Source organism: Microbacterium sp. 10M-3C3 (assembly GCF_003931875.1).
In the GTDB taxonomy this organism is placed as follows: domain Bacteria; phylum Actinomycetota; class Actinomycetes; order Actinomycetales; family Microbacteriaceae; genus Microbacterium.
Genome location: NZ_CP034245.1, coordinates 2725510 through 2749592, shown reverse-complemented (window position 1 = coordinate 2749592; position 24083 = coordinate 2725510). Strand labels below are relative to the sequence as shown.

The following is a 24083-nucleotide window of genomic DNA, read 5'->3' as shown; positions in this document are numbered from 1 at the left end:
CGCGAGGGCGGAGGCGGCTACGCGGCGCCGAACAGGCGCTGCAGGCGCTGCACGCCCTCGAGGAGCTGCTCGTCGCCGAGCGCGTACGACAGGCGCAGGTAGCCGCTCGGGCCGAACGCCTCGCCCGGCACCACGGCGACCTCGGCCTGGTCGAGAATGAGGTCGGCGAGTTCCAGGGTCGTCGTGGGGGTCGTCCCGGCCCATTCGCGACCGAGCAGGCCCGTGACGTCGGGGTAGACGTAGAACGCGCCGAGCGGGTTCGGCACCGTCACGCCCGGGATCTTCGCGAGCTCCGACACGATGAGCCGCCGGCGGCGGTCGAAGGCCGCGCGGAACTGCTCGGCCTCGCTCTGCGGGCCGGTGAGGGCTGCCACGGCGGCGCGCTGGGCGATGTTGTTGACGTTGCTCGACAGGTGCGACTGCAGGTTGCCGGCGAGCTTCATCGCGTCCGCGGGTCCGATCATCCAGCCCACGCGCCATCCGGTCATCGCGTACGTCTTGGCGACGCCGTTGACGAGGATCGTCTGGTCGGCCAGGGCCGGCACGGCCTCGACGATCGACACGGCGCGGGCGCCCTCGTAGACGAGGTTCTGGTAGATCTCGTCGGTGATCACCCAGATGCCGTGCTCGAGTGCCCACTCGCCGATCGCCGCGGTCTCCTCGGGGGTGTACACCGCGCCGGTGGGGTTCGACGGCGACACGAACACGAGCACCGTCGTCTTGTCGGTGCGGGCGGCCTCGAGCTGGGCGACGGTGACCTTGTAGTCCTGGTCGGCACCGGCGAAGACCTCGACGGGCACGCCGTCGGCCAGCGCGATCGCCTCGGGGTACGTCGTCCAGTAGGGCGCGGGCAGCAGCACCTCGTCGCCGGGGTTCACGACGGTCTGGAACGCCTGGTACACGGCCTGCTTGCCGCCGTTGGTGACGATGATCTGCGTCGGGGCGACGTCGAGCCCCGAGTCGCGGTGCGTCTTGGCCGCGATCGCCTCGCGCAGCACGGGCAGTCCCGCCGCCGGCGTGTAGCGGAAGTTGGCGGGGTCGCGCAGCGCCTCGGCCGCCGCCTCCACGATGAACGACGGCGTCGCGAAGTCGGGCTCGCCGGCGGCGTAGGAGACGACCGGACGGCCGGCGGCCTGCAGCGCCTTGGCCTTCGCATCGACCTTGAGCGTCGCGGACTCGGCGATGGCGGACAGCTTGCGGGAGAGGGGAGCGCGGGATGTCACGCTCCGAGCGTAGTGCGCCCGCTGCATCCCGCCGACGCACGCGCCCGCCGACGAACCGCGAGAACCCACCCGCGGCGCGAGAGCACCGCGGACGGCGGTGTTCTCGACGCGCGGATGGGTTCTCGCGGTCGGCGTGGCGCGGTCAGTCGAAGTAGCGCGCGTACGCGGGGGTCGTCAGGAACGTGGGGAACTCGGGGCGCAGCGCCACCTCGCGGAACACCTCGGCGGCGTCGTCGAAGCGGTCGCCTGCGGTGCGCTCGACCTCGCCCAGCACCCGCTCCACCACGCGCTCGACGTACTCGCGCGTGATGGGTTCACCCTCGGCGGTCGCCTGATCCTGGTGGATCCACTGCCAGATCTGCGACCGGCTGATCTCGGCGGTGGCGGCATCCTCCATGAGGTTGTCGATCGCGACGGCCCCGAGTCCCCGCAGCCACGCCTCGATGTAGCGGAGCGCGACCGACACGTTGCCGTGCACGCCGGCGGCCGTGATCGGGCGCCCGATCCGCACGTCGAGGAGATCCGCCGGTGAGACGTGCACGTCGTCGCGCTGCCGGTCGAGCTGGTTCGGACGCTCGCCGAGCACGGCGTCGAACTCGGCCCGGGCGATCGGGATGAGGTCGGGGTGGGCCACCCACGTGCCGTCGAAGCCGTCGCCGGCCTCGCGCTTCTTGTCGGCGGCGACCTTCTCGAACGCGCGCGCGGTCACCTCCGGATCACGCCGGTTCGGGATGAACGCGCTCATGCCGCCGATCGCGTACGCGCCGCGCGCGTGGCACGTCTTCACGAGCAGCTCGGTGTACGCGCGCATGAACGGCACCGTCATCGTGACGTCGCTGCGGTCGGGCAGGACGAAGCGCGCCCCGCGGCCGCGGTAGTTCTTGATGATCGAGAAGATGTAGTCCCAGCGGCCCGCGTTCAACCCGGCGCAGTGGTCCCGCAGCTCGTAGAGGATCTCCTCCATCTCGAACGCCGCCGGCAGCGTCTCGATGAGCACGGTCGCGCGGATCGTGCCGTGCGGGATGTCCAGGTGCGCCTCCGTGAAGGTGAAGACGTCGTCCCACAGGCGGGCCTCCTCGGCGGACTCCAGCTTCGCGAGATAGAAGTACGGGCCGCGTCCGCGGGCGATGAGCTCGCGCGCGTTGTGGAACGCGTACAGCCCGAAATCGACGAGCGATCCGGATGCGGCGAGCCGCCGGCCCGCGCGGTCGGTCACCTCGATGTGCTTCTCGGGCAGGTGCCAGCCCCGCGGACGCATGACGATCGTCGGGGTCTCGGCAGCCGTGACCTCGTAGGTCTTGCCCTCGGGGCTCGTGTACGACAGCTGGCCGCGGATCGCGTCGCGCAGCGACAGCTGCCCGCCGATGACGTTCGCCCACGTGGGCGAGGTGGCGTCCTCCTGGTCGGCGAGCCACACCTTCGCGCCCGAGTTCAGCGCGTTGATCGTCATCTTGGGGTCGGTCGGGCCGGTGATCTCGACGCGCCGGTCCTCCAGCCCCGGGCCCGCGCCAGCGACGCGCCACGACGCGTCCTCGCGGATGTGCCGGGTGTCGTCGCGGAAGTGGGGGTCGTGGCCGTTGCCGATCTCGAAGCGACGGCGCTCGCGGTCGGCGAGGCGATCGTGACGCCGGCCGCCGAAGCGGCGGTGCAGCTCGTCGAGGAAGGCGAGGGCGCCGGGCGTGAGGATCTCGGCGAACCGGCCGGGGACCGGCGCGGTCACGCGGATCGAGGAGGGCGCCGGGGGCGGCGTCGCGGTCGTGGGCTGCGGCGGGGCATCCGCCAGGGTCATGGTCATGATCGGTGTCCTATCCGTTCGGAGCGGGTCAGTGGAACTGCGCGGTCTCGGTGGAGCCGGCGAGGGCGAGGGTGGCGCTGTCGGGGTTGAGCGCCGTGGAGACGACGTCGAAGTACCCGGTGCCCGCTTCGCGCTGGTGGCGCGTGGCGGTGTAGCCGGATGCCTCGGCGGCGAACTCGGCCTCCTGCAGGTCGACGTACGCGCTCATGGCGCGCTCGGCGTACCCGGAGGCGAGATCGAACATCGAGTGGTTCAGGGCGTGGAAGCCGGCGAGCGTGATGAACTGGAACGCGTAGCCGAGGTCGGCCAGCTCCGCCTGGAACGTCGCGATCTGGTCGTCGTCGAGGTGGCGCTTCCAGTTGAAGCTCGGCGAGCAGTTGTACGCGAGCTTCTTGCCGGGGAAGCGCTCGTGGATCGCCTGGGCGAAGGCGCGGGCGAGGGTGATGTCGGGCTCGCCCGTCTCGACCCACAGCAGGTCGGCGTACGGCGCGAACGCGAGCCCGCGGCTGATGACCGCGTCGAGCCCCGGCCGCACGCGGTAGAAGCCCTCGCTCGTGCGCTCGCCGGTGACGAAGGCGCGGTCGCGCTCGTCGATGTCGCTCGTGAGCAGGTCGGCGGCCAGCGCGTCGGTGCGCGCGATCATGACGGTCGGGATGCCGGCGACGTCGGCGGCCAGGCGCGCGGCGTTGAGCGTGCGGATGTGCTGCTGCGTGGGCACGAGCACCTTGCCGCCGAGGTGGCCGCACTTCTTCTCGCTGGCCAGCTGGTCCTCCCAGTGGATGGCGGCGGCGCCGGCCGCGATCAGGGCGCCCGCGAGTTCGTACGCGTTGAGCGGTCCGCCGAAGCCGGCCTCGGCGTCGGCGACGATCGGGGCGAGCCAGTCGCGGGTCACGTCGCCCTCGGCGCGCTCGAGCTGGTCCTGGCGCAGGAGCGCGTTGTTGATGCGCCGCACCACGGCCGGCACCGAGTTGGCGGGGTACAGGCTCTGGTCGGGGTAGGTCTGGCCGGCGAGGTTGCCGTCGGCGGCGACCTGCCAGCCGGAGAGGTAGATGGCCTTCAGTCCCGCGCGCACCTGCTGCACGGCCTGTCCGCCGGTGTAGGCGCCGAGCGCGCGGACGTAGTCCTCGGTGTGCAGGAGGTTCCAGAAGTTCTCGGCCCCGCGACGGGCGAGGGTGTGCTCCTCGCCGACGGTGCCGCGCAGGCGGACGACGTCCTCGGCCGTGTAGGTGCGCTCGATACCGTCCCAGCGGGGGTCGGTGTCCCACTGCTCCTGCAGCTCGGCGGCGGTCTGCGTCTGGTCGCCGGCACGCAGTGGGCCCGTGCCCGGGGTGGCCTGGATCGTCATGTCGGTCCTCCTCGATCGGATGCGGCGGGGCGCCGCGGGGTCGTGTGTCCTCCACGATGTGTGAAGGTCACGGCCGACCGAGTCAGATGTCGGTGTGAAGTTCGTGGAAATTTCTGCTGCCGTGACAGAATCGCCGCATGAGCACCGCGACGAGCGCGATCGAAGGGGCGGATCTTCCCGACGATGGGGAGGTGGATCCGCTGACCATCGGCCGACGCATCCGGCATCTCCGCCTCGAGCGCGGACTCACGCTCGAGGCTCTCGCCGCGGCGGTCGGCCGCGCGCCCAGCCAGCTGTCGATGATCGAGAACGGTCGACGGGAGGCCAAGCTGAGCCTGCTCCAGGCGATCGCGCGGGCGCTCGGCACGACGTTGGACGCCTTGCTGTCGACCGAGCCGCTCGACCAGCGGGCAGCCATGGAGATCGCGCTCGAGCGCGCGATGCGCGGGTCGACGTTCCAGTCGCTCGGCATCGCGCCCTTCCGCATCGGCAAGGGGGTGCCCGACGAGGTGCTGCGCACGATGCTGGCGCTCCAGGGCGAGATCGACCGGCTCCACGACGAGCGCTCCGCGACGCCCGAGGAGGCGCGCCGGGCGAACGTGGCCCTCCGGCGCCTCATGCGTACGCAGGACAACTACTTCCCCGACCTGGAGCGGCGCGCCCGCGAGATCCTCGCCGCGGTCGACCACCCGGGCGGGCCGCTCACCCAGCGCACCGCGAGCGACATCGCCGGGCATCTGGGATTCACCCTCCACTACGTGCCGGATCTGCCGCAGACCACGCGCAGCGTCGCCGACCTGCGTCACGGCCGGCTGTACCTCTCCAGCCGCGTGACAGCCAAGGGCGACCCGCGCACGTCGGTGCTGCAGGCGCTGTCCAGCCGCATCCTCGGCCACTCCGAGCCGCGCAGTTACGCCGACTTCCTCCGTCAGCGCGTCGAGACCAACTACCTCACCGGCGCGCTGCTCATCCCCGAGGAGTCGGCGGTGAGGTTCCTCAGCGACGCCAAGGCCGCGCGTGCCGTGAGCATCGAAGACCTGCGCGACGCCTATTCGGTGTCGTACGAGACGGCGGCGCACCGCTTCACGAACCTTGCGACGGTGCACCTGGGCATCCCGGTGCACTTCCTGAAAGTGCACGAGTCGGGCGTCATCACGAAGGCGTACGAGAACGACGACGTCAACTTCCCGACCGATCGCATCGGCTCGATCGAGGGCCAGATGTGCTGCCGCCGATGGACGAGCCGCACGGTGTTCGACATCGACGACCGCTTCAATCCGTACTACCAGTACACCGACACGGGCAACGGCACGTACTGGTGCACCGCGCGCGTGGAGAACTCGAGCGAAGGTGCGCACTCGGTGAGCGTGGGGGTGCGCTTCGACGACACGAAGTGGTTCCTGGGACGTGACACGCCCCATCGCGGGGTGTCCCGTCACTCCGTGGAGGTCTGCTGCCGTCGCGCACCCGCGGAGCTCGAAGGGCGCTGGCGCGAGAACGCGTGGCCGAACGTCCGGACGCCCAGGACCCTTCTCGCGACGCTCCCCACCGGCGCCTTCCCGGGCGTCGACACGACCGACGTCTACGAGTTCCTCGAGAGCCACGCCCCACGCTGACGGGTTGCGACGCGCAGGCGCGCGGGCTGTCGGCGCGCCCCGACCCGATCGACGCGACGATCCGCGGCGAACGCGTTCGCGGTGCTCGACGCGCTCTCCGCGGAAAGTGTGCGCGTCCCCGACGACGTCCTCGTGACGGGCTTCGACGGCACGTCGGGTGCGCGCCTGTCCGAGCCCGCGCTCACGACCGTCCGACAGCCGATGGAGGCGATGGGCCGTGCCGCCGCCGCATCCTCGCCGGTGCCGTCGCCCCCGCCGACGGGGCGCCGTTCGACATCGTGTTCGCGCCGCGCCTCGAGGTGCGTCGCAGCTGCGGCTGCCGCTAGCCCCTGACGACGATCGCGGGCCGCCCGCGCGGGGAGCCGACGGGCGGGCCGCGATCGCGCCGCGAACTACGATCGGAGGGCATCCCGCCCCGGAGGTCCGCCCGTGCCCGCACCCGCCGCCCTGGCCCACGCCGACGACCTGGCCGACTTCGTCGCCGCGTCGCCCTCGAGCTTCCACGCCGCCGCCGAGGTCGCGCGCCGCCTCGTCGCCGCCGGATTCTCGACGCTCGCGGAGGATGCACCCTGGCCCGCGCAGCCCGGCGGCCGCTTCGTCGTCGTGCGCGACGGCGCCGCCATCGCGTGGCGCGTGCCGGAGGGGGCGACGCCGGCGACGCCCGTGCGCGTGTTCGGCGCGCACAGCGACTCGCCTGGCTTCGTGCTCAAGCCGCGCCCCACGACGGGGCGCTTCGGATGGCTGCAGGCGGGCGTCGAGATCTACGGCGGCCCACTGCTGAACTCGTGGCTCGATCGGGAGCTGCGCCTGGCGGGCCGCCTCGTCCTCGACGACGGCTCGACCGTGCTCGCCGACTCCGGGCCGCTCCTGCGCCTGCCGCAGCTCGCGATCCACCTCGACCGCTCGGCCAACGAGGGGCTCACGCTCGACCGGCAGGCGCACACGCAGCCGGTGTGGGGGCTCGGCGAGGCGGACTCGGCCGACATCCTCGCCGCCGTCGCCGCGTCCTCGGGTGTCGACCCGGCCCGCGTCCGGGGCTACGACCTCGCGACCGCGGATGCGGCGCGCGGCGCCGTGTTCGGCCGCGACGACGTGTTCTTCGCCTCCGGTCGGCTCGACGACCTCGCCTCGGTGCACGCCGGCGTCGTCGCGCTCGCCGAGGCGCCGCATCCGACCGACCACGTCGCGATGCTCGCCGTCTTCGACCACGAGGAGGTCGGCTCGGCCACCCGTTCGGGCGCGTCCGGCCCGTTCCTCGCCGACGTGCTCGAGCGCGTCGCGCTCGCGCTCGGCGCCGACCGCGACGCGCACCTGCGCGCGCTCGCCGACAGCTGGTGCGTCTCGAGCGACGTCGGCCACGCGGTGCATCCGAACTACCCCGAGAAGCACGATCCCGTCGTGAAGCCGCGGTTGGGCAGCGGACCGATCCTCAAGATCAACGCGAACCAGCGCTACGCGACCGACGGCGTGGGGACCGCGGCGTGGCACGCGTGGTGCGCCGACGCGGGGGTCCGGTCGCAGGAGTTCGTCTCGAACAACGCGGTGCCGTGCGGGTCGACGATCGGGCCGCTCACCGCGACGCGGCTGGGGATCCGCACCGTCGACGTCGGCATCCCGATCCTCTCGATGCACTCGGCGCGCGAGCTCGCCGGCGTCGACGACCTGCACGCGCTCGCGCGCGTCGCCGCCGCCTACTTCGCCGGCTGAGCCAGGCGGCGCTCCCGCATCGCGAGGAACAGCGGGAACGAGAACGCGAATGCGGTCACCGCGGACAGCACGATGTACAGCCACGCCCGCCGCATCCCGAGCCGCCGCGCCTCGACGACGATGAAGACCGAGCCGGCGATCGCCACGACGAGCAGGTCGACGCCGATCGAGCCGACCGCCGGACCCGACCCGAACAGGTCGCCGAGGTAGTCGCGCATCAGCACGACCGACCACACGTTGAGCACGAACGTGCCGACGAGCCCGGCGAGGGCGAGGACGAGATAGGCGATCGCGAGCGGCGGCCAGCGGCGGGTCATGCCGCCGAGTCTGCCCCACTCACGGCCGCGCGACCTGCAGCGCCGCCCACAGCTCCGCGCGCGCGGGGAACGCCGACAGGTCGGTGCCGAGCACGCGCTCGGCCAGCGCGATGCGGGTGCGGACGGTGTGCCGGTGCACGCCGAGGGCGGATGCGGCGGCGTCGATGCGCGCGTCGTTCTCGAGCCACGCGCGCACGGCGTCCACGAGGGCCGTGCCGTTCGCCGCGTCGTGATCCGTGAGCGGCGCGAGGGCGGCGGCGGCGAGCACGCGCGCGAGGTCGCCGTCGAGGGCGGCGAGCACGCCCGGCGCCGCGGCCGTGTCGAAGCGCGCGACGGGCTCGCGCCGGCGCGCGAGGGCGGCGCGTGCCTCGTCGTGGGCCCGCGCGAAGTCGGCCCATGTCGCGGGAGACGACACGCCGGCTCGCACCGGGGCGACCGCGACGACCTCGTCGGGCAGCGTCGCCCCTGGGTCGATCGCGACGACGAGGCCCGACGGTCCGCGTCCGAACAGCCGCGGTGCGGCCTCGGCGGGCCGCCCCGCGAGCCACTCCGCCACGATGTCGAGGTCGCCGGGGGCGCCCTCGACGACGACCACGGCGATGCCGGCCGTGCCCAGTGCCCCGCCGAGCTCTCGGACGAGTCGTCGCGCGAGCGCGGCATCGCCGCTGAGGAGGGCGTGGACGGCTCCGGCGCGCAGCAGCCCGTGCGCGCGCTGCACGTCCTCGGTCTGCTCGAGGGCGAGCCCCGCCATCGCGATCACCGAGGTCACGAGGGCGCGGCTCTCCTGGTCGAGGTCCCCCGACGCGATCGCGAGCACGCCCCGCAGGCGCCCGCCGCGGCCGAGGGTCTGCAGCGTGAGGGGCGTCGGCCCGATGCGCAGCGACGAGCCGGCGCGAGCGCCGCGGCGCAGCACGACCCCCACCTCGGCGTCGAGCTCGCCGCGCGTCGCCGCATCCAGCGCTCCGGCCGGATGCTCGCGCCGCAGCGTGCCGGCCGCGTCGTAGAGCCCCACCCACGAGCCGAGCTGCCGCGCGAGCTCGGCGAGGGTCGCGGTGAGCCCGTCCGGGCGCAGCGCCGCGAGCGACACGGCGCGCTGCGCCGCGAGCGCCCACGTGCGGCGCGCGAACGACTCCGCCGCGATCGCCTCGGCGTTCGCCCGGGCCACGGCGATGAAGGGTGTGCGGTAGGGCACTTCGAACAGCGGCATGCCGACGGCCGCGCACGCGGCGGCCAGGAGCGGGGGGATGCCGTCGCGGACGACCTCCGTGCCGAAGCCCAGGGCCACGACGCCGCGCTCGGCGAGGCGCCGCACGTACGCGGCGAACACGTCCGCGTCGTCGTCGAGCGCGAACTGCGTGCCGGTCGTGAGCAGCACGAGGCCCTCCGACAGGAAGGGGGTGGGGTCGAGCAGGTCGCTGCTGTGCACCCACCGGACCGCGCGGTCGAGCGCGTCGGGCGGGAGGGCATCCGTCTCCGAGGCCAGGCGCAGCCGCAGATCGCTGCGGCCGAGCAGCGCGCCCAGGGTCGGACCGGCGACGACGGGATCGGGCACGGCGCCTCCTCGCAGTCCGTGGACGCGGTGTACACGGGTCGTCGTCGAATGTACATCAGGGCGAGTGCAGCCCGCGTCGGCGCCTCCCTAGCATCGCCAGCATGAGCTCGACCGTCACGCTCCCGACCACCGGCGGCCCCGCGCTGCCGCAGCGCCGCCACCTCGTCACGTCCCTGCCCGGACCCCGCTCGCAGGAGATCATCGACCGCAAAGCCGCCGCCGTCGCCGCCGGCGTCGGGCACAGCGTCCCGATCGCCGCGGTCGCCGCCGGCGGCGGGGTCGTCGTCGACGTCGACGGCAACTCGCTCATCGACCTCGGCTCGGGGATCGCGGTGACCACGGTGGGCAACGCCCACCCGGGCGTCGTGGCCGCGGTGCAGGAGCAGGCCGCGCGCTTCACGCACACGTGCTTCATGATCTCGCCGTACGAGCAGTACGTCGCCGTCGCCGAGGCGCTGAACCGTCTCACCCCCGGCGGCCACGCGAAGAAGAGCGCACTGTTCAACAGCGGAGCCGAAGCGGTGGAGAACGCCGTCAAGATCGCGCGCAAGGCGACGGGGCGCCAGGCCGTCGTCGCGTTCGACCACGCCTACCACGGCCGCACGAACCTCACGATGGCGCTGACGGCCAAGAGCATGCCGTACAAGAGCGGGTTCGGCCCGTTCGCCTCGGAGGTCTACCGCGCGCCGATGTCGTACCCGTTCCGCGACGGGCTGTCGGGCGCGGATGCGGCGGCCAAGGCCTTGTCGCTCATCGAGAAGCAGATCGGCGCCGAGAACCTCGCGGCCGTCATCATCGAGCCGATCCAAGGCGAGGGTGGGTTCATCGTCCCCGCCGACGGCTTCCTCCCCGCGCTCGCCGACTGGTGCCGCGAGAACGGCGTCGTCTTCATCGCCGACGAGGTGCAGACCGGTTTCGCGCGCACCGGCGCGATGTTCGCGAGCGAGCTGTTCGGCATCGTCCCCGACCTGATCACGACCGCCAAGGGCATCGCCGGCGGCATGCCTCTGGCCGCCGTCACCGGTCGCGCCGAGATCATGGACGCCGCCCACACCGGCGGCCTCGGCGGCACGTACGGCGGCAACCCGCTCGCGTGCGCGGCGGCGCTCGCGGCGATCGACGCATTCGAGAACGACGATCTGCCCGCGCGAGCCCGTGCGATCGGCGACGTGCTGCTCGAGCGCCTCGGGGCGCTGCAGGCCGCCGATCCGCGCATCGGCGACGTGCGCGGCCGCGGCGCGATGGTCGCCGCCGAGTTCGTCGACCCCGCGACGGGCGCCCCGGACGCGGCGCTCACCGCCGCCGTCGCGAAGGGCTGCATCGCGGAGGGCGTCATCGTCCTCACGTGCGGCACGTACGGCAACGTCATCCGGTTCCTCCCGCCGCTCTCGATCGGCGACGACCTCCTGTCCGAAGGACTCGACGTGCTCGCGGGCGTCCTGGCCCGCGCCTGAGCCCTCCCCTCACGAGAAAGGCCCACCATGACGGAACTGACGAAGGACGTCGTCGTCATCGGCGCCGGGGCCGCGGGCCTCACCGCCGCCAACGAGCTGCGCAAGGCCGGGCTGTCGGTCGCCGTGCTGGAAGCACGTGACCGCGTCGGCGGGCGCTTGTGGACCGACGAGATCGACGGCGCGATGCTCGAACTGGGTGGCCAGTGGGTCTCGCCCGACCAGCACGCGCTGATCGACACCGTGGCCGAGCTGGGGCTCGAGACCTTCAGCCGCTATCGCGACGGCGACAGCGTCTACATCGGCCCGGACGGCGTCACGCAGCGCTTCACGGGGGAGATGTTCCCCGTCTCGCCCGAGACCGAGCGCACGATCGCCGAGATCACGGAGCGCCTCGACGCGATGATCGCGGAGATCGACCCCGACCGGCCGTGGGAGCATCCTCGCGCCGTCGAGTGGGACACGATCTCGTGGGACGCGTGGCTGCGCGCCCAGACCGACGACGACGAAGCGGTGCGCAACCTCGCGTTCGCGACCGGCTCGGCGATGCTGACCAAGCCCACGCACGCCTTCTCGCTCCTGCAGTCGCTCCTCATGGCGGCGTCGGCCGGTTCCTACTCCCACCTCGTCGACGCCGACTTCATCCTCGACAAGCGCGTCGTCGGCGGCCTGCAGCAGGTCCCCGTACTCCTCGCGGAGCGCCTGGGCGACGACGTGCTGCTGAACCAGCCGGTGCGCACGCTCGCGTGGTCCCACGAGGGCGTCCTCGCCGAGGCCGACGCCGTGACGGTGCGTGCCCGCTTCGCGATCCTCGCCCTCGCGCCGGTGCTCTACCCCCGCATCTCCTTCGTGCCGCCGCTGCCGCGCCTGCAGCACCAGATGCACCAGCACATCTCGATGGGCTTCGTCATCAAGGTGCACGCCGTGTTCGACCGGCCGTTCTGGCGCGAGCAGGGTCTGTCGGGCACGGCGTTCAGCCCGTACGAGCTGTGCCACGAGGCGTACGACAACACCAACCACGGCGACGAGCGCGGCACGCTCGTCGGGTTCGTCTCCGACCGCACCGCCGACGATCTGTTCCGCCTGAGCGCCGACGAGCGACGCGCGCGCATCCTCGAGTCGCTGTCGCACTACTACGGCGAGGCCGCGAAGGATCCCGTCGTCTACTACGAGAGCGATTGGGGCACCGAGGAGTGGACCCGCGGCGCCTACGCGGCGAGCTTCGACCTCGGCGGCCTCCACCGCTACGGCGCCGACCTGCGCACCCCGGTCGGCCCGATCCACCTCGCGTGCAGCGACATGGCGGGGGCGGGGTACCAGCATGTCGACGGCGCGATCCGTCAGGGCCGCCGTGCCGCGGCCGAGATCCTCGAGCGGACGCGGTCGTGACCGGCCCGGTCGTCGTCGGATACACCGCGACCGACGCCGGCGAGGATGCCCTCGCCGTGGGGGCCCGGCTCGCCCGCGCCACCGGGGAGCGGCTCGAGCTCGTGATCGTCCTGCCGGGCGACTCCCGCACCGTCATCACGCCCCCCGACGCCGGGTACGGCCGTCTCGTGCACGACCAGGCCGAGCGCTGGCTCGCCGACGCCACGGCGCGCCTGGACGGACTCGACCACCGCCGCAGCATCCGCTCGGCCGACTCGTTCGCCGAAGGACTCATCGACGCCGCCCACGAGACGGGTGCCGGTGTCATCGTCGTCGGGGCCGGGCGGGGCGGCCTGCGCGGCCGGCACCAGCTCGGCTCGGTGGCCTCCGAGCTGCTGCACTCCGCCGACGTCTCCGTGGTGCTCGCGCCCGAGGGTGCGCGCCTCATCGATCCCGGCGTCGGCATCGAGCGGGTCACCGCGGCGATCGGCACCCGGCCCGGGGCCGATGTGCTCCTCGAGGAGGCGGTCGCCCTCGCCACCGCCGCATCCGTCCCGCTGCGTCTGCTCTCGCTCGAGACGATCGACCTGCCCGCGGGTCTGGACACCGGCGCGATCCGCACCGTCGGCGGCGAGGCCGCGCGCCGCGTGCTCGACCAGGCGCGCGCGGCGCTCCCCGCCGACGCGTCCGTCGAGGCCGTGGTCGGCGCCGGCGAAGACATCGAGGACGCCGTCGAGCATCTGACCTGGCGCCCCGGCGAGATCGCGGTCGTCGGGTCGAGCAGGCTCGCTCAGCCGCGACGCCTGTTCCTGGGCTCGACCGCGGCGAAGATGCTGCACGTGCTGCCCGTGCCGCTGATGGTGGTCCCGCGCACGCGCGGGAACGACGAGGAAGGACCCCGCGCATGAGCGCTCCCGAAGGCGCGCCGCTCGCGCCCGTCGCCGGCGAGGAAGCCGGCGGCCTGTCGAAGAAGGGCCTGTCGGCCGGCACGGTCGGACTCATCGGCGCCGTCGTCATCGGCATCTCGTGCATCGCCCCGGCGTACACGCTCACCGCGGCCCTGGGCCCGACCGCCTCGGTGGTCGGCGTGCAGGTGCCCGCGATCATCCTCATCGGCTTCATCCCGATGCTGCTCGTCGCCTTCGGCTACCGGGAGCTGAACAACCGCATGCCCGACTCGGGCACGTCGTTCACGTGGGCGGCGCGCGCGTTCGGTCCATGGATCGGGTGGATGGCCGGATGGGGCCTCATCGCGGCGACCGTCATCGTGCTCTCGAACCTCGCCGGGATCGCGGTGGACTTCCTGTTCCTCCTCATCGCGCAGATCACCGGCAACGCCGCCATCGCCGACCTCGCCGCGAACCCGGTCGTCAACGTCGTGGTGTGCCTGCTGTTCGTGGCGGGGGCGACGTTCGTCTCCTACCGCGACATGCAGACCACGCAGAAGCTGCAGTACGTGCTGGTGGGTTTCCAGGTCGTCGTGCTCGTGGTGTTCGCCATCGCGGCGATCGTCCATGTCGCCGCCGGCAACGCCTTCGATGCGACGCCGATCGAGTGGTCGTGGTTCGACCCGTTCGCCGTCTCGTCGTTCAGCGCGTTCGCGGCGGGGCTGTCGCTGTCGATCTTCATCTTCTGGGGGTGGGACGTCACCCTGACGATGAACGAGGAGACGAAGGACCCCGATCGCACGCCGGGGCGCGCGGCGACGATCACCGTCATCACGATCGTCGTGCTGTACCTGCTGCTGTCGATCGGCCTCGTCATGTTCGCCGGCGTCGGCACGGGGGAGCTGGGTCTGGGCAACGAGGACATCTCCGACAACGTGTTCTTCCACCTGTCCGGCCCGATCCTCGGCCCCTTCGCGTTCCTCGTCTCCCTCGCGGTGCTCACGAGCTCGGCCGCGTCGCTGCAGTCCACGTTCGTCTCCCCGGCGCGCACGCTCCTCGCGATGGGCCACTACGGCGCGCTGCCGCCGGCGTTCGCCCGCGTGAGCCCGCGGTTCTTCACGCCGGGCTACGCGACGGTCGTCGCCGCCGTCGTGGCATCCGCGTTCTACGCCGTCATGCGATTCGTCTCGGTGAGCGTGCTGACCGACACGATCCTCACGCTCGGCATGATGATCTGCTTCTACTACGGCCTGACGGCGTTCGCATGCGTGTGGTACTTCCGCCGGCAGTGGTTCGACTCGGTGCGCAACATCTTCTTCACGCTGCTGTTCCCGCTCGTGGGCGGCGTGATCCTCGCCGTGCTGTTCGTCACGACGCTCATCGACAGCATGAACCCCGACTACGGCAGCGGCTCGCAGGTCTTCGGCGTCGGACTCGTCTTCGTGCTGGGCGTCGTCATCATCCTGCTCGGCGTGGTCATCATGATCTGGCAGGCGGTCCGCCGGCCCGCCTTCTTCCGGGGCGAGACACTCGCGATGGATGCACCGGCCAGCGCACGTCGCCGTGGCGGCAGTGTGCGCCGGCACGACAGTGTAGGAAAGTGAAGGAGAGGAACCGCATGAGTGAATACGCCGTCGTGAACCCCGCCACGGGGGAGCGCCTCGCCGACTACGACACCCTGACCGACGCGGGCGTCGACGGCGCGATCGCCGCTGCTGCCGCCGCCTTCCCGGTGTGGGCGCGCACCGACGTCGCCCAGCGCGCCGCGCGGCTCCGCCGGGTCGCCGAGCTGCACCGCGAGCGCCGCGACCTGCTGGCCGACATCATCGTGCGCGAGATGGGTAAGGTGCGCGAGGCCGCGCTCGGCGAGGTCGACTTCGCCGCCGACATCACCGAGTTCTACGCCGACAACATCGAACGCATCACCGCCGACCAGCCGCTGGACATCCTCGGCGAGGGGAGCGCGGTCATCCGGCGCTCCCCGCTGGGCGTGCTGCTGGGCATCATGCCGTGGAACTTCCCGTACTACCAGGTCGCCCGCTTCGCGGCGCCGAACCTCGCCCTCGGCAACACGATCCTCCTCAAGCACGCGCCGCAGTGCCCGGAGTCGGCCGAGGCGCTGCAGCTGATCTACCGTGACGCGGGGCTCCCCGAGGGCGCGTACGTCAACGTCCGGCTCACGAACGACCAGGCCGCGACGGTCATCGCCGACCGGCGCGTGCAGGGTGTCTCGGTCACCGGCTCCGAACGCGCCGGCGCCGCCGTCGCCGAGCTCGCCGGGCGCCACCTCAAGAAGGTCGCGCTGGAGCTCGGCGGCTCCGACCCGTTCATCCTGCTGTCCACCGACGACCTCGACGGCGCGGTGCAGGCCGCCGTCGACGCGCGCCTGGACAACACCGGTCAGTCGTGCAACGCCGCGAAGCGCTTCCTCGTGGCCGACGACCTGTACGACGCGTTCCTGGAGAAGTTCACCGCCGCCATGACCGCGGCGACCGTCGGCGACCCGCTCGCCGAGGACACCGTGCTCGGCCCGCTCTCCTCGCTGACGGCGGCCGAGCGCCTCGCCGAGCAGGTCGAGCGGGCCGTCGCCCAGGGCGCCCGGCTCGTCGCGGGCGGCACGCGCGACGGCGCGTACTTCGCCCCCACGGTCCTCACGGGCGTCACGAGCGACATGGATGCGTACCGCGAGGAGTTCTTCGGCCCCGTGGGCGTCGTCTACCGCGTGTCGGGTGAGGACGAGGCGGTGCACATCGCCAACGACACCGGCTTCGGCCTCGGCTCGTACGTGTTCACGACCGACCCCGCCCAGGCCGAACGCGTCGCCGACCGCATCGAGGCGGGCATGGTCTACGTCAACGTCGTGCTCGCCGACTCGCCGGAACTGCCCTTCGGCGGCGTCAAGCGCAGCGGCACCGGCCGCGAGCTGGGGCTGCTGGGCGCGGACGAGTTCGTGAACAAGAAGCTCATCCGCATCGCGTGATGACCGCCGACGCCGACGCCGACGACGCCGACGCCCCCGCTCCGGGGCGGCCGCCGCGGCGTCGGCGCCGGGCGCCGTGGATTCTGGCCGCGATCGTCCTCTACCTCGCCGCCAGCGCAGCGGCGGGGGTGGGCGTGGCGCACCTGGCGGCCGACTACCGGCAGCAGCTGCTCGACGCGCGGGCCGTGACGGACGCCGAGCAGTCGGCCGTCGATGCGGCGGTGGCCGCGTCCGCCGACCTCGCCGCGCGCATCCAGGAGCAGCGCACCGCGTACCGGGATGCCGCGGACCTGTGGCAGCGCGCGGAGGCGTCGTCGGCGTCCTTCCATGCCGAGGACACCGTGCCGGCGGTGTCGGCGCCGAACCCCGGCGGCGACTCTTTCCCCGGCGGCGAGGCCGATGCCCGCGCTCTCCTGGACGGCATCGGCGGCGGCGCGGTGCGCATCGTGTACGACGGCGGGCCGCAGAACTGCGGGTTCGCCGCGGCGAGCCAGGCATACTCCCGCGCCCTCGGCGGCTGCTACGACAGCGACTTCCGCAACAGCGTGTTCCTCGCGTGGGATCGCGGCGCGACCCGCGCGGACGTGTGGCCCATCTTCGTGCACGAGGCGATGCACTGGTACCAGTGGGACCGCTACGCGACGCTGTTCGCCGCCGCCACCGCGTCGGGTTTCGGTCCCGACGCGTACCGCGCGCAGATCGAGTCGGATGCCAGCTGCCGCGCCGTCTCTCAGCACGGCGTGCCGGCGTCGGCGTACGACGCGTCGACGGCGCCGTGCGACGTCGCGGACTGGAGCGACGGCTGGCTCCCCGCGCAGCTCGCCGGCCTCGGCATCCCCGTCGCCGCGCCCGATCCCGAGGCGTACGAGGTCGAGGCGGTGACGCGGCCGTGAGGCGGATCGCCGCCGCCGCGAGCCTCGTGCTCGCCGTCGCGCTCGCGGGCTGCGCGCCCGCGCACGACCCGGCGCTCGTCCGCGAGGGCGCGCAGCGCGTGTTCGACGGCATCGTGGCCGAGCTGTCGGCACTGGATGCGGCGGCTGCGCGGACCGTCGTCGTCTCCGAGCCGGCCGAGCAGCCGTGCGGCGAGGGCGGCGCCGGCACGCAGACCGCCCTCGTGGCGACGGCGACGATGCCGGTCGCCGCCGACGAGGGCGCGGTGGAGGCGGCCGCCGACGCGGCGGTGGCGGGGCTCGACCCCGACGTGTGGGACGAGATCGGTCCGAGCGCGGGGTCGACGGGCCAGCGGGCCTGGGCGTCGCAGGACGGCGTCGTCGTGACGGTCACCGCGACCGACCCGCTCGTGGTGGCGGCGGTGTTCACGCCCTGCCGGTCGTGAGCCCCCGGTTCGCCAGGCACCAGCCCATGACGTAGACTCGTGTCGCAGTAGAAGTCTGCATTCTTTCGCCGTGCCCGCCGGTCGGGCAGAACCCCTTCGGTCAGGTCACGGCGGTGGAGTGCGGCATCCCGGAGCCCCAGGGCTCTTAGGGCGGTAGCTCAATTGGCAGAGCAGCGGTCTCCAAAACCGCAGGTTGCAGGTTCGATTCCTGTCCGCCCTGCGCGCCGGCGGATGCTGGCACACGGAAGGCAACCAGGTGGAGTCGATGGTCCAGGACGAGCCGAACGGCGAGGTCGTCGTCAAGCGCGACGCACCCCGCGAGAAGAAGCCCAACGTCTTCGTGCGCATCGCGACCTTCATCCGGCAGGTCTTCGCCGAACTGCGCAAGGTCGTCACGCCGACCCGCTCCGAACTCGTGAAGTTCACGGCGGTCGTGCTGGGCTTCGTCGTCGTCATGATGGCGCTCGTCTACGGCCTCGACCTGCTGTTCGTGTGGATCACCACCGCTGTCTTCGGTGTCCCGGGCGGAACCACCCCCTGACCGCCGCGAGCGCGCCTGCCGGCCGTCACTGACGCCGGCGCCATCAACGGAAGAGATCACAAGTGGCTGAAAGATATACCGACGACGCCGACTGGGCGACGGCTGCCGAGCAGTCCAGCGAGGACGACGAGGCGCAGGAGGGCAACCAGCTCGCCGCCGAGGAGCGTTCGGTCGACGCGGCCGAGCAGGTCGCCATCCACGTCGTGGACGAGGACGACGACGACGGCGACGTCGACACGTTCGCCGACGAGGACATCGAGGTCGACGACCCCGAGGCCGACGCGATCGTCAACGACGCGCTGACCATCGACGAGGCCGCCGAGGTCGAGGCCGCGGCCGAGGCCCTGTCCGAGTCGCTCGCCGACGAGGCCGCCGAGCGTGACGCCCGCGACGTCGACGTCACGCCCTACGACGGCCCGGACGTCAACGGCGATCCCGACGAGCCCGTGCTCGACGAGGACTTCCTCGACGAGGTGCGCTCCGCCGAGGGCGTCGTCGATGAGGTCGAGTCCGAGGTGTCGCCCGCCGACGCCGCCGAGGTCTCGCAGGACCTGGATGCCGCCGACGCCGAGACCGTCGCGGTCGCTCAGGGCGCCGCATCCGGCGACGACGCGACCGACGAGGCCGACGTCGACGACGACCAGGACCCGTACGAGGCGTTCCGCGCCGACCTGCGGATGCTGCCGGGCAAGTGGTACGTCATCCACTCGTACGCCGGCTTCGAGCGCAAGGTGAAGGCCAACATCGAGCAGCGCAAGTCGACGCTCGAGGTCGAGGACGACATCTACCAGGTCGAGGTCCCCATGGAGGACGTCGTCGAGATCAAGAACGGCCAGCGCAAGATGGTCACGCGCGTGCGCATCCCGGGCTACGTGCTCGTGCGCATGGAGCTCAACGAGGACACGTGGTCGGTCGTGCGTCACACGCCCGGCGTCACGGGATTCGTCGGCAACGCCCACAACCCGACGCCGCTGCGCTTCGAAGAGGCGTTCAACATGCTCAAGAGCCTCGTCGAGGTCAAGGACGTCGCCCCGGCCAAGGCCGGCGCCGCCAAGGGCGGCCCCGCGGTGGCCCGCAGCATTCCCGCCGAGGTCGACTTCGAGATCGGCGAGACCATCACGATCAAGGAGGGCTCGTTCGCGGGCCTGCCCGGCACGATCAGCGAGATCAAGCCCGAGAGCGGCAAGCTCACGGTGCTCGTGTCGCTGTTCGAGCGCGAGACCCCGGTCGAGCTGTCGTTCGACCAGGTCACCAAGATGCTCTGACGCCGCGCAGATCGCGTTTATCCCGCCCCCGCCGAGGTGAGGTAGACTCGTGTGGTTTGCGCGTGCGCTCGTCGCGCGCGTGGACAGCACCGCGTTCCGGATGCGCCGGGACCGCGGGAGAGCGGATGCACGAGGCATCCCGCTCGAGGAAAGGACAACGCATGGCACCGAAGAAGAAGGTGACCGGCCTGATCAAGCTCCAGATCAACGCCGGCGCCGCCAACCCGGCCCCGCCGATCGGCCCCGCGCTCGGTCAGCACGGCGTGAACATCATGGAGTTCTGCAAGGCGTACAACGCCGCGACGGAGTCGCAGCGCGGCAACGTCATCCCCGTGGAGATCACCGTCTACGAGGACCGCAGCTTCACGTTCATCCTGAAGACGCCGCCGGCCGCCGAGCTCATCAAGAAGGCCGCCGGCCTCCAGAAGGGCTCCGCGACCCCGCACACCACCAAGGTGGGCAAGCTCACCAAGGAGCAGGTGCGTCAGATCGCCGAGACGAAGCAGCCCGACCTGAACGCGAACGACATCGAGGCCGCCTCGAAGATCATCGCCGGCACCGCCCGCTCCATGGGCATCACGGTCGAGGACTGAGGGGGGACACCGACATGACTACGAAGTCCAAGGCTTACCGCGCCGCTGCCGAGAAGATCGCGGCCGACACGTTCTACACACCTTCCGAGGCCGTCGCCCTCGCCAAGGAGACCGGCTCGAAGAAGTTCGACTCGACCGTCGAGGTCGCGCTGAAGCTCTCGGTGGACCCGCGCAAGGCCGACCAGATGGTGCGCGGCACCGTCATCCTGCCGCACGGCACGGGCAAGACCGCGCGCGTCATCGTGTTCGCCACCGGCCCCGCGGCCGAGGCGGCCATCGCGGCCGGTGCGGATGAGGTCGGCGGCACCGAGCTCATCGAGAAGGTCGCCGGCGGCTGGACCGCGTTCGACGCGGCCGTCGCCACGCCCGAGCTCATGGGCCAGGTCGGTCGACTGGGCAAGGTGCTCGGCCCCCGCGGCCTCATGCCCAACCCGAAGACCGGCACCGTGACGCCCAACCCGGCCAAGGCCGTCGAGGACATCAAGGGCGGCAAGATCGAGTTCCGCGTCGACAAGCACGCCAACGTGCACTTCGTCGTGGGCAAGGCGTCGTTCACCGCCGAGCAGCTCGACGAGAACCTCAAGGCCGCTCTGGAGGAGATCGTGCGCCTCAAGCCCTCGAGCTCGAAGGGTCGCTACATCCAGAAGGGCGCCGTGTCGACCACGTTCGGCCCCGGCATTCCGCTGGACGTCAACGCCCTCGTCTGACGCTCGCGTCCGAAGGCCCCGTCGCCCTGCGCGTCGGGGCCTTCGTCGTGGACCGGATGCCGTCATCCGCCGTCATACGGGAAGGTTCCGCCCCCGCCCCGTGTTCCCCTGGGGGTGCGCGCTTCGCGCCCAGCCCCTCCGACCCTCACAGGAAACGATCCATGCTCCGTCGCCGTACCGCCCTGCTCACCGCCGCCCTCGGCATCTCCGCTCTCGCCCTCACCGCGTGCAGCGGCGGGTCCGCCGCATCGTCCGGGTCGGCTGCGCCCGAGCAGGAGGGCCTGGTGACCCCTGGCACCCTCACGGTCGCGACCGAGGGCACCTACCGTCCCTTCTCGTTCCACGACGCCTCCGGTGAGCTGACCGGCTTCGACGTCGAGATCGCCACGGCGGTCGCCGAGAAGCTCGGTCTGAAGGTGCGCTTCCAGGAGACGCAGTGGGACGCGATCTTCGCGGGCCTGGACGCCGGTCGCTTCGATGTCATCGCGAACCAGGTCACGATCAACCCCGAACGCGAGGAGAAATACCTCTTCAGCGCGCCATACACGGTCTCGCGCGGCGTGGTGGTGACCACCGAGGACGACGACTCGATCTCGAGCTTCGCCGACCTCAACGGCAAGACGACCGCGCAGTCGCTCACGAGCAACTGGTACGAGCTGGCCACGCAGAGCGGCGCGCAGGTGGAGGCCGTCGAGGGATGGGCCCAGGCGGTCGCCCTCCTGCAGCAGGGCCGCGTCGACGCGACCATCAACGACGAGCTGACCTTCCTCGACTACGAGAAGACCAACAGCCCCACGGGCCTGAAGGTGGCCGCCGAGACGGATGACACGTCCTCCAGCGCGTTCGCCTTCACGAAGGACAAGCAGGCCCTCGTCGACGCGGTCGACGGGGCGCTCGAGGAGCTGCGCGCCGACGGCACGCTCGCCGAGATCAGCGACAAGTACTTCGGGGACGACGTCACGCAGTGACCCTGGCGCCGTGCGCCACTGACGAGGGAGGATCGCCGACGTGAACGACACGTGGTCGCTGTTCGTCGACTCCTTCTGGCCGCTGCTGCGCGCGGGGCTGGTGGGGACCATCCCGCTGGCCCTCGCGTCGTTCGCGATCGGACTCGTACTGGCCCTCGCTGTGGCGCTGCTGCGACTCTCGCGCAACGTCGTGCTGTCGGCGGTCGCGCGGTTCTACGTCTCGGTGATCCGCGGCACGCCGCTCCTCGTGCAGCTGTTCGTGGTGTTCTACGGGCTGCCCTCGATCGGCGTCGTCATCGACCCGTGGCCGGCCGCGGTCATCGCTCTCTCGCTGAACGTCGGCGGCTACGCCGCCGAGGTGATCCGCGCCGCGATCCTGTCGGTGCCGCGCGGGCAGTGGGAGGCGGCGCACACCGTCGGACTCTCGCCCGCCAAGACGCTGACGCGCATCATCCTCCCGCAGGCCGCGCGGGTGTCGGTGCCGCCGCTGTCGAACACGTTCATCTCACTCGTGAAGGACACGTCGCTCACGTCGCTCATCCTGGTCACCGAGCTGTTCCGTCAGGCGCAGAACATCGCGGCGTTCACGTACGAGTTCATGCTCATCTACCTCGAGGCCGCGCTCATCTACTGGCTGTTCTGCCTCGTGCTCTCGTTCGGCCAGAGCGCCCTCGAGAGGAGGCTCGACCGGTATGTCGCTCACTGACGGCCCGCTCCTGCACGTCGAAGGGCTGACCAAGAGCTTCGGCGCGAACCGCGTCCTCGACGGCATCGACCTCGACGTGCGCCGAGGCGACGTGCTCGTCCTGATCGGACCGAGCGGATCGGGCAAGACGACGGCGCTGCGGTGCCTCAACGGCCTCGAGACGCCCGAGGCCGGCATCGTCGCGTTCGACCCGTCGCCCCGCATCGACTTCGCGGCGAAGGTGTCGAAGACCGACCGCGCGGCCCTGCGCGACCGCTCGGCCATGGTGTTCCAGCACCACAACCTCTTTCCGCATCGCACCGTGCTGCAGAACGTCATCGAGGGGCCCATCCACGCGCACGGCGAGCCGAAGGCCGCGGCGATCGCGCGGGCGGACGCCCTGCTGGAGCGCTTCGGGCTCGCCGCGAAGCGCGGCGCATACCCGTTCCAGCTGTCCGGTGGTCAGCAGCAGCGGGTCGGCATCGTGCGCGCGCTGGCACTGCGTCCTGCCCTCCTCCTGTTCGACGAGCCCACGAGCGCGCTCGATCCCGAGCTGGTGGGGGAGGTGCTGACGGTGCTCCGCGAGCTCGCCGGTGAGGGGTGGACGATGGTCATCGTGACCCACGAGCTGCAGTTCGCCCGAGAGGTCGCCGATGAGGTGCTCTTCTTCGACGAGGGCCGGATCGTCGAGCGCGGCGCCCCCGAGGCGCTGTTCACCGCGCCGACCCACGAGCGCACGCGGCGCTTCGTGCAGCGCATCCTGCGGCCGCTGGACTGACCGGCCCGGTCACTCCGACTCGCGCGTGCGGAACCCCGACTCCCCGGTCGGCGGGATCTCCGTCACCTCGACGCGGGTCACGTGCGCTGCGCGCGTGCCCGATGCCGCCCACGCACGCACGCGCTCGAGTCCCTCCGCGTCCCCCTCCAGCTCCGCCTCGACGGTGCCGTCTCGGCGGTTGCGCACCCAGCCGCCGACGCCGGCGTCGAGGGCGGCGCGCTGCATCCCGTAGCGGAACCCGACGCCTTGGACGCGGCCGTGGATGCGGAGGCGAAGACGAGGCATGGCACCCATGGTGCCGGATGCGGCGCCCTCAGTCGGTCGGGAGCACGAGGGACACAGCCAGCACGAGCATGACGACGGCGATCACGCCGTCGAGGATCCGCCACGCGCGTGGCGTCGCGAGCCAGCGCGAGAGCAGCCGCGCTCCGAAGGCGAGGCCGAAGAACCACAGCACGCTGGCGAGCATCGCGCCGGCCGCGAAGCCCCAGCGGTCGTCGCCGTGCGTGGCCGACACCGATCCGAGGAGGAACACGGTGTCGAGGTACACGTGGGGGTTCAGCCACGTCAGCGCGAGACAGGTCGCGACGACGGGGAGCGCCCGCGTGCGGGTGGCGAGCGCCGTGCCCGCCGATCCGTGGGGCGGGTCTCCCGCCGCGACGAGCACCTCGCCGCCCGGCCGCCACGCACGGCGGGCCGCGATCAGCGCGTACGCCGCGAGGAACAGTGCGCCCGCCCAGCGCACGACGACGAGGAGCCACGGCGCGGCGGCCAGCACGAGCCCGACGCCCGAGACGCCCAGGGCGATGAGGATCGCATCGGATGCGGCGCACACCACGGCGACGATGGCGACGTGCTGGCGCCGGATCCCCTGCCGCAGCACGAACAGGTTCTGCGCGCCGATGGCGACGATGAGGGAGGCGCCGAGGCCCAGGCCGGCGACGAATGAGGGGAGCACGTCTCCGACGC

At 72.0% G+C, this 24083-nt stretch carries 24 protein-coding genes and 1 tRNA gene; 18 read left to right on the top strand and 7 right to left on the bottom strand.

The window, feature by feature from the left end:
* Positions 1-17: 17 nt before the first annotated feature.
* The 3 genes from EI169_RS13360 to aceA all read right to left on the bottom strand — a co-directional run bounded on the left by EI169_RS13360 (position 18) and on the right by aceA (position 4363).
* Positions 18-1223 (bottom strand): pyridoxal phosphate-dependent aminotransferase, encoded by a 1206-nt coding sequence (locus tag EI169_RS13360; protein WP_205783810.1) that lies wholly within the window; start codon positions 1221-1223, stop codon positions 18-20.
* A 142-nt stretch (positions 1224-1365) separates the two neighbouring features.
* A complete protein-coding gene (gene aceB / locus EI169_RS13355) occupies positions 1366-3012 on the bottom strand; it encodes a malate synthase A (RefSeq protein WP_125133484.1) in 1647 nt (548 codons plus the stop codon).
* 34 nt (positions 3013-3046) lie between these two features.
* Positions 3047-4363 carry an isocitrate lyase gene (gene aceA / locus EI169_RS13350; RefSeq protein WP_125132776.1) on the bottom strand — a complete coding sequence of 439 codons (1317 nt, stop codon included), beginning with the start codon at positions 4361-4363 and terminating at the stop codon, positions 3047-3049.
* A gap of 137 nt (positions 4364-4500) precedes the next feature.
* Between aceA and EI169_RS13345 the strand changes: the two genes are divergently transcribed.
* The 3 genes from EI169_RS13345 (at position 4501) to EI169_RS13335 (ending at position 7686) form a co-directional block, all read left to right on the top strand.
* On the top strand, positions 4501-5979 hold the full coding sequence (locus EI169_RS13345; RefSeq protein WP_125132775.1) for a helix-turn-helix transcriptional regulator: 1479 nt from the start codon (positions 4501-4503) through the stop codon (positions 5977-5979).
* An 81-nt stretch (positions 5980-6060) separates the two neighbouring features.
* Positions 6061-6312, top strand: coding sequence for a substrate-binding domain-containing protein (locus EI169_RS13340; RefSeq protein WP_125132774.1), 252 nt, complete (start codon positions 6061-6063; stop codon positions 6310-6312).
* 96 nt (positions 6313-6408) lie between these two features.
* The gene (locus EI169_RS13335; RefSeq protein ID WP_125132773.1) at positions 6409-7686 is read left to right on the top strand and encodes a M18 family aminopeptidase; all 1278 of its coding nucleotides are present in this window, start codon (positions 6409-6411) and stop codon (positions 7684-7686) included.
* On the opposite strand, the gene EI169_RS13330 is transcribed toward EI169_RS13335, so the two are convergent.
* Both EI169_RS13330 and EI169_RS13325 read right to left on the bottom strand, forming a co-directional pair.
* Positions 7671-8003, bottom strand: a complete 333-nt coding sequence (locus EI169_RS13330) for a DUF2834 domain-containing protein (protein ID WP_125132772.1) — start codon at positions 8001-8003, stop codon at positions 7671-7673. The genes EI169_RS13335 and EI169_RS13330 overlap by 16 nt on opposite strands.
* Before the next feature lie 19 nt (positions 8004-8022).
* A complete protein-coding gene (locus EI169_RS13325) occupies positions 8023-9555 on the bottom strand; it encodes a PucR family transcriptional regulator (RefSeq protein WP_125132771.1) in 1533 nt (510 codons plus the stop codon).
* A gap of 101 nt (positions 9556-9656) precedes the next feature.
* On the opposite strand from EI169_RS13325, the gene gabT reads away from it, so the two are divergent.
* From gabT to EI169_RS13250, 15 genes are all read left to right on the top strand, one after another.
* Positions 9657-11009 carry a 4-aminobutyrate--2-oxoglutarate transaminase gene (gabT, locus tag EI169_RS13320; protein WP_125132770.1) on the top strand — a complete coding sequence of 451 codons (1353 nt, stop codon included), beginning with the start codon at positions 9657-9659 and terminating at the stop codon, positions 11007-11009.
* Positions 11010-11036: 27 nt separating this feature from the next.
* Positions 11037-12395: an NAD(P)/FAD-dependent oxidoreductase gene (locus EI169_RS13315; protein WP_125132769.1), complete on the top strand. Its 1359-nt coding sequence runs from the start codon at positions 11037-11039 to the stop codon at positions 12393-12395.
* On the top strand, positions 12392-13282 hold the full coding sequence (locus EI169_RS13310; RefSeq protein ID WP_125132768.1) for a universal stress protein: 891 nt from the start codon (positions 12392-12394) through the stop codon (positions 13280-13282). The genes EI169_RS13315 and EI169_RS13310 overlap by 4 nt, the downstream gene beginning before the upstream one ends.
* Positions 13279-14865, top strand: coding sequence for an APC family permease (locus EI169_RS13305; protein WP_125132767.1), 1587 nt, complete (start codon positions 13279-13281; stop codon positions 14863-14865). Before EI169_RS13310 ends, EI169_RS13305 begins: the two co-directional genes overlap by 4 nt.
* Before the next feature lie 14 nt (positions 14866-14879).
* Positions 14880-16241, top strand: coding sequence for an NAD-dependent succinate-semialdehyde dehydrogenase (locus tag EI169_RS13300; protein ID WP_125132766.1), 1362 nt, complete (start codon positions 14880-14882; stop codon positions 16239-16241).
* Positions 16241-17134 carry a hypothetical protein gene (locus tag EI169_RS13295; RefSeq protein ID WP_125132765.1) on the top strand — a complete coding sequence of 298 codons (894 nt, stop codon included), beginning with the start codon at positions 16241-16243 and terminating at the stop codon, positions 17132-17134. The genes EI169_RS13300 and EI169_RS13295 overlap by 1 nt, the downstream gene beginning before the upstream one ends.
* Entirely contained in the window at positions 17131-17577 is a 447-nt protein-coding gene (locus EI169_RS13290; RefSeq protein WP_125132764.1) for a hypothetical protein, read from the top strand. The genes EI169_RS13295 and EI169_RS13290 overlap by 4 nt, the downstream gene beginning before the upstream one ends.
* A gap of 147 nt (positions 17578-17724) precedes the next feature.
* A tRNA-Trp gene (locus EI169_RS13285) sits at positions 17725-17797 on the top strand.
* A gap of 45 nt (positions 17798-17842) precedes the next feature.
* On the top strand, positions 17843-18118 hold the full coding sequence (gene secE / locus EI169_RS13280) for a preprotein translocase subunit SecE (protein ID WP_125133483.1): 276 nt from the start codon (positions 17843-17845) through the stop codon (positions 18116-18118).
* A gap of 62 nt (positions 18119-18180) precedes the next feature.
* Complete coding sequence (nusG, locus tag EI169_RS13275; RefSeq protein WP_125132763.1) at positions 18181-19383, top strand: transcription termination/antitermination protein NusG; 1203 nt, start codon at positions 18181-18183, stop codon at positions 19381-19383.
* Positions 19384-19544: 161 nt separating this feature from the next.
* Positions 19545-19976, top strand: coding sequence for a 50S ribosomal protein L11 (gene rplK, locus EI169_RS13270; RefSeq protein WP_058595375.1), 432 nt, complete (start codon positions 19545-19547; stop codon positions 19974-19976).
* Between the two features lie 14 nt (positions 19977-19990).
* Positions 19991-20683 (top strand): 50S ribosomal protein L1, encoded by a 693-nt coding sequence (gene rplA, locus EI169_RS13265; protein WP_125132762.1) that lies wholly within the window; start codon positions 19991-19993, stop codon positions 20681-20683.
* 161 nt (positions 20684-20844) lie between these two features.
* Positions 20845-21651 carry an amino acid ABC transporter substrate-binding protein gene (locus EI169_RS13260; RefSeq protein WP_125132761.1) on the top strand — a complete coding sequence of 269 codons (807 nt, stop codon included), beginning with the start codon at positions 20845-20847 and terminating at the stop codon, positions 21649-21651.
* Between the two features lie 40 nt (positions 21652-21691).
* Positions 21692-22357, top strand: coding sequence for an amino acid ABC transporter permease (locus EI169_RS13255; protein WP_125132760.1), 666 nt, complete (start codon positions 21692-21694; stop codon positions 22355-22357).
* On the top strand, positions 22344-23114 hold the full coding sequence (locus tag EI169_RS13250) for an amino acid ABC transporter ATP-binding protein (protein WP_125132759.1): 771 nt from the start codon (positions 22344-22346) through the stop codon (positions 23112-23114). The genes EI169_RS13255 and EI169_RS13250 overlap by 14 nt, the downstream gene beginning before the upstream one ends.
* Before the next feature lie 9 nt (positions 23115-23123).
* On the opposite strand, the gene EI169_RS13245 is transcribed toward EI169_RS13250, so the two are convergent.
* Together EI169_RS13245 and EI169_RS13240 are read right to left on the bottom strand one after the other, a co-directional pair.
* Entirely contained in the window at positions 23124-23399 is a 276-nt protein-coding gene (locus tag EI169_RS13245; protein WP_205783808.1) for an acylphosphatase, read from the bottom strand.
* 28 nt (positions 23400-23427) lie between these two features.
* On the bottom strand, positions 23428-24072 hold the full coding sequence (locus EI169_RS13240) for a LysE/ArgO family amino acid transporter (RefSeq protein ID WP_125132757.1): 645 nt from the start codon (positions 24070-24072) through the stop codon (positions 23428-23430).
* Between the last annotated feature and the right edge of the window lie 11 nt (positions 24073-24083).